At 63.3% G+C, this 16,963-nt stretch carries 14 protein-coding genes; 6 read left to right on the top strand and 8 right to left on the bottom strand.

Annotated elements, in window-relative coordinates:
• The first annotated feature begins 144 nt into the window (after positions 1-144).
• Both H0I86_RS19110 and H0I86_RS19105 read left to right on the top strand, forming a co-directional pair.
• Positions 145-2,805 (top strand): excinuclease ABC subunit UvrA, encoded by a 2,661-nt coding sequence (locus H0I86_RS19110; protein ID WP_180921700.1) that lies wholly within the window; start codon positions 145-147, stop codon positions 2,803-2,805.
• Between the two features lie 201 nt (positions 2,806-3,006).
• On the top strand, positions 3,007-3,240 hold the full coding sequence (locus H0I86_RS19105) for a DUF465 domain-containing protein (RefSeq protein ID WP_097137880.1): 234 nt from the start codon (positions 3,007-3,009) through the stop codon (positions 3,238-3,240).
• Between the two features lie 175 nt (positions 3,241-3,415).
• Here the strand turns inward: H0I86_RS19105 and H0I86_RS19100 are convergent, their stop codons facing one another.
• Both H0I86_RS19100 and H0I86_RS19095 read right to left on the bottom strand, forming a co-directional pair.
• Entirely contained in the window at positions 3,416-4,525 is a 1,110-nt protein-coding gene (locus tag H0I86_RS19100) for an SMP-30/gluconolactonase/LRE family protein (RefSeq protein WP_180921699.1), read from the bottom strand.
• Positions 4,526-4,550: 25 nt separating this feature from the next.
• Positions 4,551-5,720: an SRPBCC family protein gene (locus H0I86_RS19095; protein WP_180921698.1), complete on the bottom strand. Its 1,170-nt coding sequence runs from the start codon at positions 5,718-5,720 to the stop codon at positions 4,551-4,553.
• A 94-nt stretch (positions 5,721-5,814) separates the two neighbouring features.
• Here H0I86_RS19095 and bsrA point away from each other — a divergent pair, with 94 nt between their 5' ends.
• The 3 genes from bsrA to H0I86_RS19080 all read left to right on the top strand — a co-directional run bounded on the left by bsrA (position 5,815) and on the right by H0I86_RS19080 (position 8,050).
• Positions 5,815-6,753, top strand: a complete 939-nt coding sequence (gene bsrA / locus H0I86_RS19090; protein ID WP_180921697.1) for a LysR family transcriptional regulator BsrA — start codon at positions 5,815-5,817, stop codon at positions 6,751-6,753.
• Positions 6,754-6,877: 124 nt separating this feature from the next.
• A complete protein-coding gene (locus tag H0I86_RS19085) occupies positions 6,878-7,504 on the top strand; it encodes a thiol:disulfide interchange protein DsbA/DsbL (protein ID WP_180921696.1) in 627 nt (208 codons plus the stop codon).
• A gap of 141 nt (positions 7,505-7,645) precedes the next feature.
• A complete protein-coding gene (locus tag H0I86_RS19080) occupies positions 7,646-8,050 on the top strand; it encodes a DUF488 domain-containing protein (protein ID WP_180921695.1) in 405 nt (134 codons plus the stop codon).
• A gap of 12 nt (positions 8,051-8,062) precedes the next feature.
• On the opposite strand, the gene H0I86_RS19075 is transcribed toward H0I86_RS19080, so the two are convergent.
• A complete protein-coding gene (locus H0I86_RS19075; RefSeq protein WP_180921694.1) occupies positions 8,063-8,524 on the bottom strand; it encodes a hypothetical protein in 462 nt (153 codons plus the stop codon).
• A gap of 107 nt (positions 8,525-8,631) precedes the next feature.
• Positions 8,632-8,910 (bottom strand): hypothetical protein, encoded by a 279-nt coding sequence (locus tag H0I86_RS19070; protein WP_258019344.1) that lies wholly within the window; start codon positions 8,908-8,910, stop codon positions 8,632-8,634.
• Positions 8,911-9,108: 198 nt separating this feature from the next.
• On the opposite strand from H0I86_RS19070, the gene H0I86_RS19065 reads away from it, so the two are divergent.
• Positions 9,109-11,745, top strand: coding sequence for an MGH1-like glycoside hydrolase domain-containing protein (locus tag H0I86_RS19065; protein ID WP_180921692.1), 2,637 nt, complete (start codon positions 9,109-9,111; stop codon positions 11,743-11,745).
• A 48-nt stretch (positions 11,746-11,793) separates the two neighbouring features.
• On the opposite strand, the gene H0I86_RS19060 is transcribed toward H0I86_RS19065, so the two are convergent.
• The 4 genes from H0I86_RS19060 to H0I86_RS19045 form a co-directional block, all read right to left on the bottom strand.
• Entirely contained in the window at positions 11,794-13,608 is a 1,815-nt protein-coding gene (locus H0I86_RS19060) for a P-loop NTPase fold protein (RefSeq protein ID WP_180921691.1), read from the bottom strand.
• 49 nt (positions 13,609-13,657) lie between these two features.
• On the bottom strand, positions 13,658-15,394 hold the full coding sequence (locus H0I86_RS19055) for a hydrogenase maturation protein (RefSeq protein ID WP_180921690.1): 1,737 nt from the start codon (positions 15,392-15,394) through the stop codon (positions 13,658-13,660).
• 310 nt (positions 15,395-15,704) lie between these two features.
• Entirely contained in the window at positions 15,705-16,019 is a 315-nt protein-coding gene (locus H0I86_RS19050) for an SCP2 sterol-binding domain-containing protein (RefSeq protein ID WP_007921837.1), read from the bottom strand.
• 50 nt (positions 16,020-16,069) lie between these two features.
• A complete protein-coding gene (locus H0I86_RS19045; protein WP_180921689.1) occupies positions 16,070-16,780 on the bottom strand; it encodes a histidine phosphatase family protein in 711 nt (236 codons plus the stop codon).
• Positions 16,781-16,963: the final 183 nt, after the last annotated feature.

Raw genomic sequence — 16,963 nt, 5'->3', positions numbered from 1 at the left:
GAACCTTCGATATCCACGGTTGCTCAAAACCCCGAGCCCATGCACCCTGCACCTCGGTCGGGTGGCTGCCTGTCGCCGGTGCTGGCGCCGTGGGGCTCTCTGACTTGATATCTCGTCCCGACACCTCCGATACAAGGCTGGCCCATGACTTCAGCGCGCAACATGCCTTCGCCCCAGGTTTTGTCTTCCTTGCCAGCGAACAGCTCGGGTTTTGTCAGGGTGCGCGGCGCCCGTGAACACAACCTGCGCAACGTCGACGTGGATATTCCCCGCGATGCGCTGGTGGTGTTCACCGGGGTTTCCGGTTCCGGCAAATCGTCCCTGGCGTTCTCGACCCTGTATGCCGAGGCCCAGCGCCGCTATTTCGAATCGGTGGCGCCTTACGCCCGGCGCCTGATCGACCAGGTCGGGGTACCGGATGTCGACGCCATCGAAGGCCTGCCGCCGGCGGTGGCCCTGCAACAGCAGCGCGGCACGCCGAGCACCCGCTCTTCGGTGGGCAGCGTCACCACCTTGTCCAGCCTGATCCGCATGCTCTATTCCCGGGCCGGCAGCTACCCGCCGGGGCAGCCGATGCTCTACGCCGAAGACTTTTCGCCCAACACCCCGCAGGGTGCCTGCCCCAACTGCCATGGCCTGGGCCGGGTCTACGAGGTCAGCGAGGCGTCCATGGTGCCGGACCCTTCGCTGACCATCCGCCAGCGCGCGGTGGCCTCCTGGCCCCTGGCCTGGCAGGGGCAGAACCTGCGCGACATCCTCGTGACCCTGGGCTACGACGTCGATATCCCCTGGCGCGACCTGCCTAAAGAACAGCGCGACTGGATCCTGTTCACCGAAGAAACCCCGACCGTGCCGGTGTACGCCGGGCTGACCCCGGAGCAGACCCGCGAGGCCCTCAAGCGCAAGCAGGAGCCGAGCTACATGGGCACCTTCAGCGGGGCCCGGCGCTACGTGCTGCACACCTTCACCCATTCGCAAAGCGCGCTGATGAAAAAGCGCGTGTCGCAGTTCATGCTCGGCAGCCCGTGCCCGCTGTGCGAAGGCAAGCGCCTGAAGCGCGAGGCGCTGTCGGTGACCTTCGCCGGCCTCGACATCGGCGAGCTGTCGCAGATGCCCCTGCTGCAACTGGCCGAGGTGCTCAAGCCGGTGGCCGCCCAGGCTTACCCGGAGCAGGCCGAGGAGGCCGGCGAGGTCTGGAGCCACGAGCAGACCCAGGCCGCGCGCCAACAACGGATTGCCCAGGGCGCGCCGGGGCATGTCGGAGGGCCGGATGTGCGGCATACGCCGAACCTGTCCCTGGAAAAACGCCTGGCCGCGCAACGCATCGCCCAGGACCTGCTGGAGCGGGTCGGCACCCTGACCGGCCTGGGCCTGGGGTATCTGGCCCTGGAGCGCAGCACGCCGACCCTGTCGTCCGGCGAGTTGCAGCGCTTGCGCCTGGCGACCCAGCTGGGCTCGCAGCTGTTCGGGGTGATCTACGTGCTCGACGAACCTTCGGCGGGCCTGCACCCGGCGGACGCCGAGGCGCTGTTCGAGGCCCTGCAGCAGCTCAAGGCTGCGGGCAATTCGCTGTTCGTGGTCGAGCACGACCTGCAGACCATGCGCCGCGCCGACTGGCTGATCGACGTCGGCCCGGCGGCGGGCGAGCAGGGCGGCCAGGTGCTGTACAGCGGCCCGCCAGCGGGGCTGGCCCAGGTCGCGGAGTCGCAGACCCGCGCCTACCTGTTCGCCGAGCTGGCGCCGGCCCGCCGCACCGCGCGCGAGGCCCAGGGCTGGCTGCGCCTGGAGGGCATCAGCCGCAACAACCTGAAGGACCTGAGCGCCGAATTCCCCCTCGGCTGCTTCACCGCGGTGACCGGGGTGTCGGGTTCCGGCAAGTCGAGCCTGGTCAGCCAGGCGTTGCTGGAACTGGTGGGGGCGCATCTCGGGCGGCCGCAGGGCAACGAAGAGCCGGAAGAGCTGAATCTGGAAGACGAGGCCCCGCAGGCCAGCAGCGGCGAAGTCACCGCCGGGCTGGAACGGATCAAGCGCCTGGTGCAGGTGGACCAGAAACCCATCGGCCGCACCCCGCGCTCGAACCTGGCGACCTACACCGGGCTGTTCGACCACGTGCGCAAGCTGTTCGCCGCCACCCCCGAGGCGCGCGCGCTGGGCTACGACGCCGGGCAGTTCTCCTTCAACGTCGCCAAGGGGCGCTGCCCGGCCTGCGAAGGTGAAGGCTTTGTCAGCGTCGAGCTGTTGTTCATGCCCAGCGTCTATGCGCCGTGCCCGACCTGCCACGGCGCGCGTTACAACCCGCAGACCCTGGCTATCCAGTGGCAAGGCCTGAACATCGCCCAGGTCCTGCAACTGACGGTGCAGGAGGCGGTCGAGGTGTTCGCCGGGCAGGCGAGCATCCGCCGTTCCCTGGAAGTCTTGCGCGATATCGGCCTGGGCTACCTGCGCCTCGGCCAGCCGGCCACCGAACTGTCCGGCGGCGAAGCGCAGCGGATCAAGCTGGCCACCGAGCTGCAGCGCAACCCCCGCGGCGCCACCCTGTATGTGCTGGACGAACCGACCACCGGCCTGCATCCGCGGGATGTCGATCGCCTGCTGGAGCAACTGGACAACCTGGTGCGGGCCGGCCACAGCGTGGTGGTGGTCGAGCACGAAATGCGCGTGGTGGCCCAGGCCGACTGGGTGATCGATATCGGTCCGGGTGCCGGCGACCAGGGCGGCAAATTGGTGGTCAGCGGTACCCCGCAGCAGGTGGCCAGGCACCGCAAGAGCCGCACCGCGCCGTTTCTGGCCCAGGCGCTGGGGTGAATCGCGGTCGTGTCGGTGGGGCTCTGGTCATGGCCGGTTGTGGTGTCGGGCGGTGGGTCGCGGACAGTGCCGCCGAAGGCGACGAACGGTCACTGCTGTGGTCTGATTGACGGTCGACAGACAGCGGTGGTCGAGGTCATTCTGGTAACTGGCAAGCGCGTGTAAACGGGCTTGCCACCGATCAACAAACGGAGGTGTTTCATGCCGGTGCCCCATGACCTGTACCAGGACCTGAGCTACAGCAAAGAAGACATTCAACAGCGTCGGGCCAATGACCCGCACTTGAATGCCTTGTTCGACAAATACTCCACCATTGATGATCAGGTGCTCAAAGCGGAGGCCGCGGCGGCCGCTGACGACGAACTGAAAAAACTCAAGGAAAAGCGGCTGCTGATCAAGGATGAAATCTCCGAGAAGTTGACCGCACGCTCCTGACCCCGACCCTGCCCTGGGCGAGATGTCCCGAGACTTCGGGCATCTCGCCAGGTTCTGAGCTGTAGCCACTCTCCCTTCCTGCTGTTTACGTATTTATTTCCCTGTTGCTAACCAACCCATAATGCCGCTGCCAAGGGCGCGCGACCGGCTTTGCCCGGGGCTGACCACGGCGGCGTCAGGGCGCCTTCGACAGGGCGACGCTCAGCGGCAGGCGCGCCATGTGCGTGGCCTTGAGCGAGCCGAAGTACAGGGCGTCGCCGTATTCGCGCACCGTGGTGATGGGCGCGTAGTTGCCGGCGCTGGCGTCCTGCAGGTTGGCGATGACCTGGCCCTGGGTATCCAGGCCCAGGACGAAGCCGCGTTTTTCCACCGGCTTGGGCAGCAGGGTCATGGCGCGCGCGATTATCTTGCGCACCCGTGGGTAGGGTGCGGTGCCATCGAGCAGCACGTTGCGCGGGGCGTAGAGCGCCACCCAGAAACGCCCCTGGCCGTTGAAACTGAGGTTGTCCGGCAGCCCCGGCAGGTTGTCGATGAACAGGTCGCGGGTGCCGGCCTTGGCGCCGCTGAGCCAGTAGCGGCTGATCCGGTAGGCGCCGGTTTCGTTGACCAGCACATAGGCTTCCTGGGGACCGAGGGCGATGCCGTTGGCAAACTCCAGGCCGTCCAGCAACTGTTCGGTCTGGCCGGTCTGGAAGTCATAGCGCAGCAGGCGACCGTCGCCGCCGTGCTCGATCACCGCCTCGCCATCCTGGCCGTAGCCCCAGCGGCTGGTGGCGTCGCTGAAGTAGGCATAACGCCCGGCGGCATCCACAGCCACGTCGTCGGTAAAGCCAAAGGGCAGGCCGTTGGAGGAGCTGGTGAGGGTGCTCAACTGGCCCTTGGCGTCCAGCGCCAGCAGGCCCTTGAGCGCGTCGGCGATGATCAGCCGGCCATCCGGATGGCGGGCCAGGCCCAGGGGGCGTCCGCCGGTATTGGCCAGTACCTGCAGGGCGCTGCCGTCCAGGGCGGTGCGGATCACCCGCCCGTCATGCAGGCCGCTGATCAGCGAGCCGTCCTCCAGCAGCAGGGCTTCCGGCCCTTCGATATTCAGCGCGCCCACCGCCTGCAGGCCCTTGAGCTTCTGGTTCTCGGCGTACAGGCCGCTCTTCAGCGAAGGCGCCGGCGGTGGGGTCCAGGCCAGTGGCTGGACCTTGGTCGGCATCAGCAGCAGAAAGGCGCCGATGGCGATGAGCACGACCAGCAGCAGATGGCGAAACTTGATCCGACGGGGTGCGACTGGCTTCATTGATGGCGGCTCCTGGGTGATGGGTTCAAGTCGCACGCTGCGGCGCGACGCCGGCGCCCAGGGGAATCGCCCTTTGCGCCACTTCGCACAAGGCTAGCAGGGAGTCGGCGGACTCCCGTTCTATCCGCCCTCTGAATAACAGGCGATTGCCCAGGCGCATCAGCAGGCCGTCGAAGCGGTATTCCAGGGTGCGGATAAAACGCGTGTGGTGGGCGTCCAGCGCCTGGCACTCATAGGTCACCACCAGTTCCAGGCCATGATCGCCCCTGGCCGCGGCACGCCAGCGAAGCCCCGGCAGGTACTCGTCGACCCGCCAGCTCAGGTGCCCGCTGCGCCCGCCGGCGTGGATGTCTTCCTCGAAGCGCGCGCCGGCGGGCAGGGCTCCGGCCGGCCCCTGGACCTTCAGCGACGACGGGTGCCACTCCGGCCAGCGGCTGGAGGCGCTGGCGTAGTCGAGCAGGGCCACCGGGTTGCGTGGAATATCGATCTGATGCTGCATGCGGGTCATGGACGAGGACCTTTTCGATAGCGAGGAGGTTGCGGGTTCCGGCTCCCAGTACAGGGTGCCGAACAGGTAATCCATCAGCGGCAGGACAATGTTGAAATTGCGCTCCTGCATCAGCTCGCGGCGGTGATGCAGCTCATGCAGGCGGCGCATCTGGCGAATCCACGGCAGCCGCGCCAGCGGGTGCCCGGCCGGCAGGTGTTCGCAGGCATGGAACACCTCGTAGGCCAGGTAGCCGATCAGGGTGCAGCTGGCGAACAGCGCCGCGACATTGGCATTCCAGAACTTCAGCAGCCACCACAGCGGCAGGGCGAACAGCAGGCTGTGGACCACGATCAGCCAGGCCGGGAACAGGATCACCCGCCAGTCCCGGGGGCCGTCGTAGGTCATGTATCCCGGCACGAAGAAGCTGTGATGGTCGCCGCTGTGGCGGGCGTAGAACATCCGCGCGAAGGCCTGCTTGTGGTGGCCCAGCCAGCGGTGCACGACATAGATGCACAGGTTGAAGAACAACAGCGCCACCGGCACCGCCAGCCACTCCAGCGGCTGCACCTGGTGCAGGGTGCTCCACAGCAGGGCGATGCACGCCATGCCGTAGGCCAGCACGAAACCGCCGTGCAGCCACGGGTTGTAGCGCGGATGAACCGCGGCGCGGTAACGCTCGCGAAATGCCAGGGTGGTTTGCCTCAAGGCCGTTCTCCTGTGGGTTTTGTTGTTCTTATTGACAGAAGATTAGTCCTGCTCGAATTATCCAGCTAATGGATATTCGGAATGGGCATTATTCATGAAGCTGAATTTGCGGCACCTGGATCTCAACCTGTTGCTGGTGTTCGACGCGCTGATGCAGGAGCAGAACCTGTCCCGCGCGGCGGTGCGCCTGAACCTCAGCCAGCCGGCCGTGAGCAACGCCCTGGCGCGCCTGCGCAGCCAGCTCGACGAGCCGCTGTTCATCCGCACCGCCCGGGGCATGCAGCCGACGCCTCGGGCCCATGTGCTGCACGGCTCGGTGCGCCAGGCCCTGCGCCTGTTGCAGGAAGGCCTGGACCCGAGCAGCGAGTTCGACCCGGTGGCGTCCGATCAGACCTTTACCCTGTCGATGAACGACTACGCCCAGGCGCGCCTGCTGCCGGCACTGTCGCGGCGCCTGCAAAGCGCCGCGCCCAAGGTCCGCCTGGCGGTGCGCAGCGATGCCGCCGACTCCCTGCCGGCCTGGCTGACCACCGGAATGCTCGACCTCGCGGTGGACTACCTGTACTTCGACGATCCCGACCTTTGCTACCAGCCGCTGCTGGAAGAACAGTTGGTGGTGATCGGCCGTATCGACCACCCGGCCTTCGAGCCGCAGCTCAGTCTCAAGGCCTATGAACAGAGCCTGCACGTGGCGATTCCGGACCGGGGCGGGCGCGGCTCGCCGCTGGAAATCGTCCTCGGCTCGGCCAAGGTCCAGCGCCATGTGCAGCTGTTCGTCCCGCATTACCTGAGCATCCCGTTGATTGTCGCCCAGTCGGACTTGCTGGGCACGGTGCCGCGGCGCCTGGCGGAGCACTTCTGCGCGCTGATGCCGATCCGCATCGCCGAGCTGCCGCTGGTGGCGCCGCCGGTGCAGGTCAGCCTGATCTGGCATCGCCAGCAGGAGCGGGTTCCGGGGCATCGCTGGCTGCGCGAGGAGATCATCGCGCTGGCCGCCCGGTTCGCGGGGCAGCCGGAGCTGTCCGGGCATTGATGACAAAAAACCAACAAAAGATTAAGACAGGTCTGATTGGCATCGCGGATGTCGTCTGTATCCTTTGGGGCCCGCTTGATGAGCAGCCGTGCTGACTCAAAGGCGCCAACCCATTGGAGATTGCATGCGTCACTCGATTCTGAACATTGCCCTGGCAGCCAGCTGCCTCTTTGGCTTGGCCGGGCAGACCGCCATGGCAGCGGTGGATGCCAGCCAGTACGTGGAGCTCAAGGATGCCGTGCCGCAGGTCGCGCCCGGCAAGATCGAAGTGGTGGAACTGTTTTCCTACGGCTGCGGCCACTGCTACAACCTCGAAGCCTCGATCAACCCCTGGGCGGCCCAGCTTCCCGAGGACGTGAACTTCGTCAAGCTGCCGGCCATGTTCGGTGGGATCTGGGATGTCTACGGCCAGCTGTACCTGACCCTGGCGACCATGGAGGCCAGGCCCGAAGCGCACCACGCGGTATTCGAGGCGATCCACGGCGGCAACCGCCTGAAAACCCCCGAGGCCATGGCCGAACTGCTCAAAGGGCAGGGCGTCGACCCGGCGAAGTTCCTCGCCACCTACAACTCCTTCGCCGTGCAGGCCAAGGTGATGGACGCGAAAAAGCGCACCGCGGCCTACCAGGTCACCGGCGTACCTTCGCTGGTGGTGGACGGCAAGTACCGCTTTGGCATGACCAGCGACGGCGCCAAGGGCCTGTTCGCGGTGGCGGACCAGTTGATCGCCCAGGTGCGGGCGGCGAAGTAAGCGCTTGATCCCCTGGCCACTGTCGAGCCTGCCGGGCTCGGCAGCGGCGTCGATACCGCCTGCGCCCTGATGGCTGTGCCTGACCTTGTCCAGCCACTAAGCTGACGACAGCCATGCCGCAACCATAGAGGGGAGGAACCCATGATTCTGTGCAAACGCGCCTACGAGCCGGCGAGCCCCGACGACGGTTACCGGGTGCTGGTGGACCGGCTGTGGCCGCGCAACTGTCGCAAGGAGCAGTTGCTGCTGGATGAGTGGTTGAAAGACCTGGCGCCGTCTACCGAATTGCGCCGTGCCTTCAAGTCCGGCGAGTTGGATTTCGCCACCTTCCGCAGCCGTTACCGCCAGGAACTGACAGCCCGCCCCGAGCATTGGTGGGCGTTGCTGGAATGCGCGCAAAAGGGTTGCTTGACCCTGGTGTACTCGGCGCACGATGAAGTGCACAACAATGCCCGGGTGCTGGCCGAGTGGCTGGAGGACGAGTTGGACCGGCAGGGCGAGGGGAGTTCGCCAGTGTGTTACGCGCACCGGTCGCCGCCTGAATGAAGGCGCTGCGCTTCAGGGGTGCTTCAACATCACATAAGCCTCGCCGCCGCGCCGGTCGTGCATCAGCAGGAAGGTCTGCCGGTCGAGGGTGATTTTCGCCGGCAGGTGCTGCGCCACCGGGGTGCTGGAGAATTGCTCGGCCAGCTTGAGAAATTGCGCGGTCAGGGTCTTGTCCCGTTGCGACGGCGTAGTCACCGCGCATTGCTTGCCTTTCTGTACCTGGACCCCAAGGCTGTGGTCCGCCCTCAGTCCCATCCGCGCATAGCCGGCATCGTCCAGCCTGGCGATGCCATAGCCCTTGGCCGCGTTGTCGGCCCCGGCGAAGGAGGGCGCGGATTTCAGGCAGATATCTCGAAAGGCCAGCACGCCTTCGGCGATGGCCGCCGCTTCCTTGTCGATGACTTCGGGCGGGCTGGAGCAGCCGGTCAACAGGGCCAGGGCCAGGCTCAGAGGGCTCAGGATCGTGCGGTTCATCGGACCTCCCAGGCAATCACGGGGCATGCTTATTAGCCTAGCCAAGCTTCTGCCGGCGGGAGGGCCTTGGCGACGGGAGTCTTATAGGCGTCGCTGAAAGAAGCGGCTCAGTTGAACCCGACCGACCATCGGTTCACTGTTTCCGGCTCATGGCGATGGCTCGGGTCGGTTTCGTAATTGCACCGGGGGCCGCTGCAGGAATGCTCCAGGCTGATCGGTGCCTTGAACTCCAGGTGGAACTTGCTGGGTTCCGGTTTCGCCGCCGGGGTGACCGTTGCTTCTGTCAGGGCTGGCATCGGGTAGCTCAGGTCCAGGCCTTCGGCCTGTGCTGGCAGGGCCAATACACAGAGCACAAGGCTCGCCAGGAGGGTGTTGTCGCTGGACATCATGGGTACCGCGTTTACACAAAAGGGTTGCCGAGTATAACGAACGCCTCCCCGGAAATTTAAGCCGAAGGCTCTATCACGGGCCTTGTGCGGCAACGGGGCGCGGTTGGCGCCTCGCACCATGAAACATTTGTCATGGGCCGCCGGTGCTGCCAGCCCCTACACTGGCTTTGACCTCCATGGCTCACGGACATCCCCATGACAGCAGCAGCGGCGGCAAGCATCCTCGAAACGGTCGAAGGCCAGCGCCTCAATGGCCCGGCGGGCGAACCCTGGCGCGAGTGGGGGCCGTACTTGAGCGAGCGGCAGTGGGGCACGGTGCGCGAGGACTACAGCGCCGACGGCGATGCCTGGGCTTACTTGCCCCACGACCATGCCCGCAGCCGGGCCTACCGCTGGGGCGAGGACGGGCTGGCGGGGTTCTCCGACAAGGCCCAGCACTGGTGCCTGGGGCTGGCCCTGTGGAACGAGCGCGACAGCATTCTCAAGGAGCGCCTGTTCGGCTTGAACAACGCCGAGGGCAATCACGGCGAAGACGTCAAGGAGTTGTATTTCTACCTCGATGGCGTGCCCAGCCATGCCTATATGCGCATGCTCTACAAATACCCGCAGGCGGCCTTTCCCTATGAAGACCTGCTGCGGGAAAACGCCCGGCGCGGCCTGGACGACACCGAGTACGAGATCCTCGACACCGGGGTGTTTGAGGACGATCGCTACTTCGACGTGACGGTGGAGTACGCCAAGCACGCGGTCGACGACATCTTCATGCGGGTCACGGTGCACAACCGTTTTTATCAGCCGGCGCGCCTGCGGGTCTTGCCCCAGGTATGGGCGCGCAACACCTGGAGCTGGGGCGGCGATTCGCGCAAGCCGAGCCTGCGCCTGCAGGGCGAGCAGCTGCTGGCCCGGCATCCGCGCTGTTCGCCGATGCAGGTCACGGCCTGGGGGCCGGAGCGTTGCGAGTGGCTGTTCTGCAACAACGAAACCAACTTCCCGAAGCTCGATGGCCTCGCCACGCCCGGCCCGTTCAAGGATGGGATCAATGACTATCTGCTGGGAGGTGCCAGCACCGTCATTGCCCGCGACGGCGGAACCCGCGCTGCCGCCCACTTCACCCTGGAGCTGGCCGGGCTGGAGAGTAAAAGCCTGTATCTGCGCTTCGCCCCGGCCGGTTCGGCCCAGGTCAGCGCCAGGCGCCTGTTCGAACAGCGGCGGGCCGAGGCCGACGCGTTCTACGCCGCGCTGCAACAGGGCATCGCCGATGCCGACGCGCGCAATGTCCAGCGCCAGGCCCTGGCCGGGCTGCTGTGGTCCAAGCAACTCTACGATTTCGACGTCAACCGCTGGCTCGACGGCGACCCTGGTCAGCCCGCGCCACCGGCATCCCACGCCCATTTGCGCAACAGCCATTGGCGGCACCTGGCGAACCTCGACATCGTGGCCATGCCCGACACCTGGGAATACCCCTGGTACGCCTCCTGGGACCTGGGTTTCCAGGCGGTGGCCCTGGCTTTGATCGATCCGGGGTTCGCCAAGCACCAGCTGCTGCTCCTGGTCAAGGACCGCTTCATGCATCCCAATGGGCAGTTGCCGGCCTACGAGTGGCGCTTCGACGACGCCAACCCGCCGGTGCATGCCTGGGCCAGCTGGCGGGTGTACCTGCGGGAAAAGGCCCTGACCGGCCGGGGCGACATGGACTTTCTCGAGCGGGTCTTCCATAAGCTGCTGCTGAACTTCGCCTGGTGGGTCAACCGCAAGGATGCCGAAGGGCGCAACCTGTTCCAGGGCGGTTTCCTCGGCCTCGACAACATTGCACTGTTCGACCGCTCGGCACCCTTGCCGCCGGGCTACACCCTGGACCAGGCCGACGGCACCGCCTGGGTCGCGGCCTATGCCCTGGACCTGATGCGCATCGCCCTGGAGCTGGCCAAGCGCAACCCGGTGTACGTGGATATCGCGGTGAAGTTCTTCGAGCACTTCCTGTACATCGCCGGGGCCATCAACCGGCTGGACGATGGCGACGCAGGGCTGTGGGACGAGCAGGACCGGTTCTTCTACGACGTGCTGCACCGCCCCGACGGCGGCAACGAACCGCTGCGCCTGCGCTCCATCGTCGGCCTGATGCCGCTGTTCGCCGTGCAGGTGCTGGAGCAGCGCGAGCACGAAGGCTTGCCCGGGCTGCGCGAGCGTTTGCTGGGGTTCATGCACCATCGGCCGGACCTGGCCCGCCTGGTGTCGCGCTGGAACGAGCCGGGGCAGGGCAATCGCCTGTTGCTCGCGCTGTTGCGCGGCGAGCGCACCAAAGACCTGCTCACGCGCATGCTCGACGAGGCCGAGTTTCTCTCCGACTTCGGTATCCGTTCGCTGTCCAGGGTCTTCGCCGAACACCCCTTTGCCCTGCAGGTCGACGGTCACCAACTGTGCGCCCGTTATGCGCCGGCCGATTCCGACTCACGGCTGTACGGCGGCAACTCCAACTGGCGCGGGCCGCTGTGGATGCCGATCAACTACATGCTGATCGAGTCGCTGCGCGAGTTTCATCGCTACTACGCCGACAACTTCTCGGTGGAATACCCCAGCGGTTCCGGCTACCTGGCGTCCCTGGAGGAGGTCGCCGACAGCCTGAGCCAGCGCCTGACCCGCCTGTTCCTGCGCGACGAGGACGGGCGCCGCCCGTCGATGTGCGCCTACGCGCAGTTGCAGGCCGATCCCCGGGACCGGGATCTGCTGCTGTTCCATGAGTACTTCCACGGCGACACCGGCCGCGGCCTGGGGGCCAGCCACCAGACCGGCTGGACGGCGCTGGTGGCGTTGTTGCTGCAGCCTTTGAACTGAAGGGCTTGTCGCCAGGATCTATGTTCCAGAGCTTGTGGTATTACAAGATTAGAAGTTCCTTAAGTGCGGTTCTATGTAGTACTCGACCAAACTGGCGATGCGCTTTTTATTGAAGAGTGTCTGGCTATCGGCGGCTTCTTTTTGCAGTATCAACTTAACGGCCTTCAGCCATGGACGCTCCTGGTTGATATCAATAGGGGTAAAGCGATAACGACTGTCGAACGCGAGCAGCACTTTTTGTTGTTGGGCAGGCGGTAACCCCAATAGCTTTCTGACAAAGATCTCTGGCTCGATAAGTAGCAGGACATGAGTAAAAACATGCTCGCCGCTTTTTACGCTAGCGTAGGAGATTTTTCTGGCGTAGGTGTCGGGTGCGTTTTGCATATCTGCCAATAGGCTATCGATTATTACGGGATAGCTCGACTGTATGATTGCGTTGTTTTTCTCTACCAAGTGTTCGAAGAAAACTTCGCACTCTTCGGACTTTTCACCATTTATGAGTGAGCGCAGGTTATTGAAGATGTTGTAGTTTCTACCTTCCAGATGTTCGTGTGTCAGTGTATTGAGTTTTCCATCGGCATAGAGGTCGTCGATGTATTTCTTGCCTTCTTCGAGCACCTGCTTGGTGTCCTCCTGGATAAGCTGTTGGCTGGACAGCCATAGGCGAAGCCTGAAAGTCATCAATAGGTCATCAGTTTCAATAAAGGCTCGTTGCTGGTATTGAAAACTGAAAGCAGACAAAGCCTTGTGGAACTGTTCTTCACTCCTTGCGAAGGCATTCAGCAACGTATCAAGAGCGGATTCATTCTCGTTATTTGCAAAGTATCTCGAACTGTCAAGGGAAAGCCTTATGTTGGGTGCTCTGAAAACACCCTTCACCAGCATATTGGCCAGGTCTTCATTGGTCAGTAACGAGTCGCGAATATCTACATTCGGATAGCGCAGTTCAAGTCGTTCAAAGGGAGAAAGGTCCTCCAGATTCTTGCTATGGTTTCGTGCAAAGCTCGGAACGTGTCCAGGGCGCTGGGCGATGTCTTCTTCCTGCAACTCTCCGGCCTTGAACGCGAAAGCCAGCGGCAGGATCAAGTTTATGCAGGCGAGCATGGCATCGGGGTGAGATCGATGTTTCTCGTCTAATAGGCTGAAAAAGCGTTCAAAATCCCATATCGATTGTTGAAGAGTACGTAAGTTGTTCAAGTTATGTTGATTGTAGAGTTGTTGAATCGTATTGGCGTGCTGTGCAAGAAGCTCTTGGAGAGATACAGACTTCAGCTTGGATATGAATTGCGTGAAGGCATCCTGCAGAGAAGGTTGCACAGCTAAAGTCTTTCCAACCAACTTCTCGCGAATGCGTTGATAGCTTTCTGGTTTTTTGATTTCTTTCTCATTGGCGATAATCAGAACCTTTTTGTCTTTGTGTTCGACGAACTCATTTATGTAGCCCAGTACATTGTTGATAGGGATTTCACACCGTTCGAGGTCGTCGAATATATAGATGTCTTTCTTGAATTTTTTGAAGAACAGTTTTCTGCTCAGGTCGGTTTCGACGCTGACATAACTGAGTGCTGATCTTCCTATGCTCTCAACCAGTTTTGCAGGAGCACTGTCTAGAAACTTGTGGGTGTCTGTAAATATCCGATCATCGATTTCAGTGGTTGAAGTCAGTCCATACAAACTCACATAGGTATATTGTTCCGAGGAAATTTCACGATCTTTGAGGAATGAGCGCAGCAGATAGGTCTTTCCTACGCCCCAGGCGCCATTAAGCATCACCGCATAACGGGGCGGCTCATCACGAGTGAGGTAATAGTCCAGATAGTCATCAATATGCTGATTGCTGGTGTTTCGTCTTGAACCGTCCATGTATTCAAATGCTCTTATCTACGAGGTGTTGGAGGGAGGCTGCCGGAGTTTACTCAAGTGCTGCAACAATGCCACTACGGTGCCTGGCATCTGCCACCGCCCAATCCTCGATCAACCGCTGCGGGGTGCAGCAGGTCTTGCGCTTGTAGACGAAGCTGGCGCATTTCTCGGCGAAGCCGTGGCGGTTCTGCACCATGTCCAGGTGCATCTGTTCCAGCTCGGCGTTGCGGCAGTGCTGCATCAGTTGCGGGTCGGCATTGGCCTTGCGCTCGCGCAGGGCCTGGTATTTCGGCTCGGTCAGCACGGCGTTGGCCCGTTGCAGCAGCCACAGGCTGAACTCGTCGGGGCAACGCGGGCCGACTTCCTGGACCATGCCCATCTGCAGGGCCTGGAAGGCGTTGATCGGCAGGCATTCGTCAGTGAGCTTGTTCGCCATGGCGTGGCCGACGGCGCGGGGCAGGCTGTAGGTCCAGTATTCCGAGCCGTACAGGCCCATGCTCTTGTAGTGCGGGTTATAGACGGTATTGGCCCGGGCCAGCACCACATCGGCCGCCAGCGCCAGCATCAGGCCGCCGGCCCCGGCATTGCCGGTCAGGCCGCTGACCACCAGCTGGCGGGCGCTGAGCAGCTCCTTGCAGACGTCGTCGATGGCCTGGATATTGTTCCAGGCCTCCAGGCCCGGTACCGGCGCAGCCTGGATCACATTGAGGTGCACGCCGTTGCAGAACGCGCCACGCCCGCCCTTGAACAGCAGCACTTTGGTGTCCCGGGCCTTGGCCCATTGCAGCGCGCTGACCAGGCGCCGGCAGTGCTCGGTGCTCATGGCGCCGTTGTAGAACTCGAAGGTCAGTTCGCCGACGTGGCCCGACTCGCGGTAGCGGATCGGCTGGTAGGCCTCGTCGCTGAACGGTTCGCTGGCGACCGACCAGTCCAGGTGGGGCACGCCGTCCAATTGGCCGGCCAGCACATGGCGGGCCGGCAGCTTGAAGTGTTCGGTGCCCGGGCGGGCCTTGCGTTTGAGCGAGCCGATCCACAGGCTGCGGTCGCCGCAGGCCACCAGCACCGCATCGTCGTGCACCGCCAGCAGCTCGCCGGGGGTGCCGCTGCGGCTATCCAGGTGCGCGTCATACAGGTAGTACTGCCCGCCGGCGAGGCTGGCCAGGACTCCGGGCTGGCCGTCGGCGGCGTCTATGCAGCGCTTGATGAAGTGGGCGCTGTCGTGCCAGCTGAAGCTGCGGTCGTCCTGTTTCATGTTCGGTTGCAAGCGGCCGCGCACTTGCGGCTGGCTGTAGTCCAGGGGCACCGGGACGAAGTCGCTGCCGAATTTTTCCACCACATCGCGGATGCAGTAGATCGCCGCGTCGGCCACCGGCCCGTTGTACAGCTCGGACTTGCGCACCTGCGCCGGCATCTTGAATTCCCAGGTGGACCAGACCGGTCCGGCGTCCATTTCTTCCACTGCCTGCAGGGCGGTGACGCCCCAGCGCTCGAGGCTGTTGCTGATGGCCCAGTCCAGGGCGCTGGCGCCGCGGTCACCGACGATACCCGGGTGGATGATGATCACCGGACGGGTCGGGTGGCGCCACAGTTGCTCGGGCACCCGGTCCTTGAGGAAGGGGCAGATCACCAGGTCGGCATCGGCCTGTTCGATCTGCCGGCAGACTTCGTCTTCGTGGGTGAACAGCACCACGCTGGGGCGATGGCCGGACTGGCGCAGGTCCAGCCAGGCGCGCTGGGTGAGACCGTTGAAGGCGGTGGACAGCAGAATGATCTTCAGCGATTGCATAACGACTCTTCCTTGAAGGTGAAGCGGGGCCGGCCGTTCCGAAAGCCGTCCCTGGCCGATGGAGGCGCCAGAGTAGAGAGGAGCTTTGGGTGTACTGCTGACCGAGATCAATCAAGTGCGTCGTGCGGCGCGGCGAGGCGCCAGATTGCATATATTCGTTAGTTAGTCGTGGTGAATTTTTAATTACTTCCAAATGGATTCAGGCCTGTTGCACATCTTCGATGTGCTGGAGCGGTACTGCTGAAACGACGAATCCCGCCAGAAGGCGGGATTCGTGGGCAAACAAGGGCTTCCCTGGGGAAGCGCTTACTCAGGCCGGGAACAGTTCGCTCAGCTTCATCGCCAGCATCATGTCGCCTTCGGCGCGCAGTTTGCCGCCCATGAAGGCCTGCATGCCGTCGGTTTCGCCGCTGACGATGCCTTGCAGGGTTTCGCCGTCCATTACTAGCGTGACCTGGGCGTCCGGGTTCTCGCCTTCCTTGAGCTCGCAGGTGCTGTCTTTGACGATCAGCGAGAAGTTCTTGGTGTCATCGATACGGAAACCGAAAACCAGGTCCAGGCCGGCAGCGGCAGCTGGGTTGAACTTGGCTTTCATGGCTTGTACGGCGTCGGCTACGGAGGTCATGGTTCGATCCTTTTATGGGTTGTTACAGCAAGGGTCACAGTGATCCGGACTCAGCGGAAAGTGATGAGTTCCGGGGCCTTCAGCAACTGCAGGTGGGCATGGCTGTTGAAGGAAGCCAGGGCGACCTCGCGACCGCGAAACTTCAGCAGGTTGAGCGAGGTATTGACGATTTGCCAATTCAGTTCGAAGGCCTGGGCGGCAGGCATCCGGGTAATCAGGTGGAGCAGGGCGGTGATGGTGCCACCGGAGGTGAACACGGCGATTTTCTGGGTGTTGTCGGCCTGTTCCAGAATTCGCTGCAGGCCAGCCTGCACCCGCTCGACGAACCCCAGCCAGCTTTCCAGGCCCGGTGGATCGTAGGTGCCGGCCAGCCAGCGGTCGATGATCAGGGCGAAGATTCTTTGGAATTCGGCTCGGTTCTGCGCGGCGTTGCGCAGGATGTCCAGGGCGTCGGGCTCCTCGGACAACATGTCGGGCAGCAAGGCGCGGATCACCGCGTCGGCATCGAATTCGTTGAACGCCGAATCGGTTTCCAGGATCGGCGTGGGCAGGCCCGCGGCGCTGAACTGTTGCAGGGTGGAATTGGCAGTGTGTTGCTGGCGGCGCAGGTCGCCAGCCAGGCAGCGGTCGAAGTTCACCCCCAGTTCGACCAGGTGTTGACCGAGCACTTCGGCCTGGCGAACACCCGTGGTCGACAGGACGTCGTAGTTGTCCGCACCGAAGGAGGCCTGGCCATGTCGAATCAGATAGATGCTGCCCACGTCCGCGTCATCCCGGTACGTTGAAAGTTTTGCGAGGTTATGAGGATGCCGGTGAGCTGTCAATGAAAAAACATACGCTTGTTTGAAATGCCCGTTAGAGCACGGTAACAGGAGGTTTCGCGACTGGCCGACGCCTGGCTGCGCCGGTATGCTGGAGCCATTCCGCCACGTGTTGGCAGTGAT

Origin of the sequence: Pseudomonas chlororaphis subsp. aurantiaca (assembly GCF_013466605.1) — a bacterium.
GTDB classification, from domain to species: Bacteria; Pseudomonadota; Gammaproteobacteria; order Pseudomonadales; family Pseudomonadaceae; genus Aquipseudomonas; species Aquipseudomonas chlororaphis_I.
Note: the sequence above shows the minus strand (reverse complement) of the source record. Positions and strands in the feature narration are given on the sequence as shown.

Bases quoted from the DNA above. Each gene is read 5' to 3' on its own strand.
- H0I86_RS19110 (WP_180921700.1), top strand. From the start codon at position 145: ATGACTTCAGCGCGCAACATGCCTTCGCCCCAGGTTTTGTCTTCCTTG.
- H0I86_RS19105 (WP_097137880.1), top strand. From the start codon at position 3,007: ATGCCGGTGCCCCATGACCTGTACCAGGACCTGAGCTACAGCAAAGAA.
- H0I86_RS19100 (WP_180921699.1), bottom strand. From the start codon at position 4,525: ATGAAGCCAGTCGCACCCCGTCGGATCAAGTTTCGCCATCTGCTGCTG.
- bsrA (WP_180921697.1), top strand. From the start codon at position 5,815: ATGAAGCTGAATTTGCGGCACCTGGATCTCAACCTGTTGCTGGTGTTC.
- H0I86_RS19085 (WP_180921696.1), top strand. From the start codon at position 6,878: ATGCGTCACTCGATTCTGAACATTGCCCTGGCAGCCAGCTGCCTCTTT.
- H0I86_RS19080 (WP_180921695.1), top strand. From the start codon at position 7,646: ATGATTCTGTGCAAACGCGCCTACGAGCCGGCGAGCCCCGACGACGGT.
- H0I86_RS19075 (WP_180921694.1), bottom strand. From the start codon at position 8,524: ATGAACCGCACGATCCTGAGCCCTCTGAGCCTGGCCCTGGCCCTGTTG.
- H0I86_RS19070 (WP_258019344.1), bottom strand. From the start codon at position 8,910: ATGTCCAGCGACAACACCCTCCTGGCGAGCCTTGTGCTCTGTGTATTG.
- H0I86_RS19065 (WP_180921692.1), top strand. From the start codon at position 9,109: ATGACAGCAGCAGCGGCGGCAAGCATCCTCGAAACGGTCGAAGGCCAG.
- H0I86_RS19060 (WP_180921691.1), bottom strand. From the start codon at position 13,608: ATGGACGGTTCAAGACGAAACACCAGCAATCAGCATATTGATGACTAT.
- H0I86_RS19055 (WP_180921690.1), bottom strand. From the start codon at position 15,394: ATGCAATCGCTGAAGATCATTCTGCTGTCCACCGCCTTCAACGGTCTC.
- H0I86_RS19050 (WP_007921837.1), bottom strand. From the start codon at position 16,019: ATGACCTCCGTAGCCGACGCCGTACAAGCCATGAAAGCCAAGTTCAAC.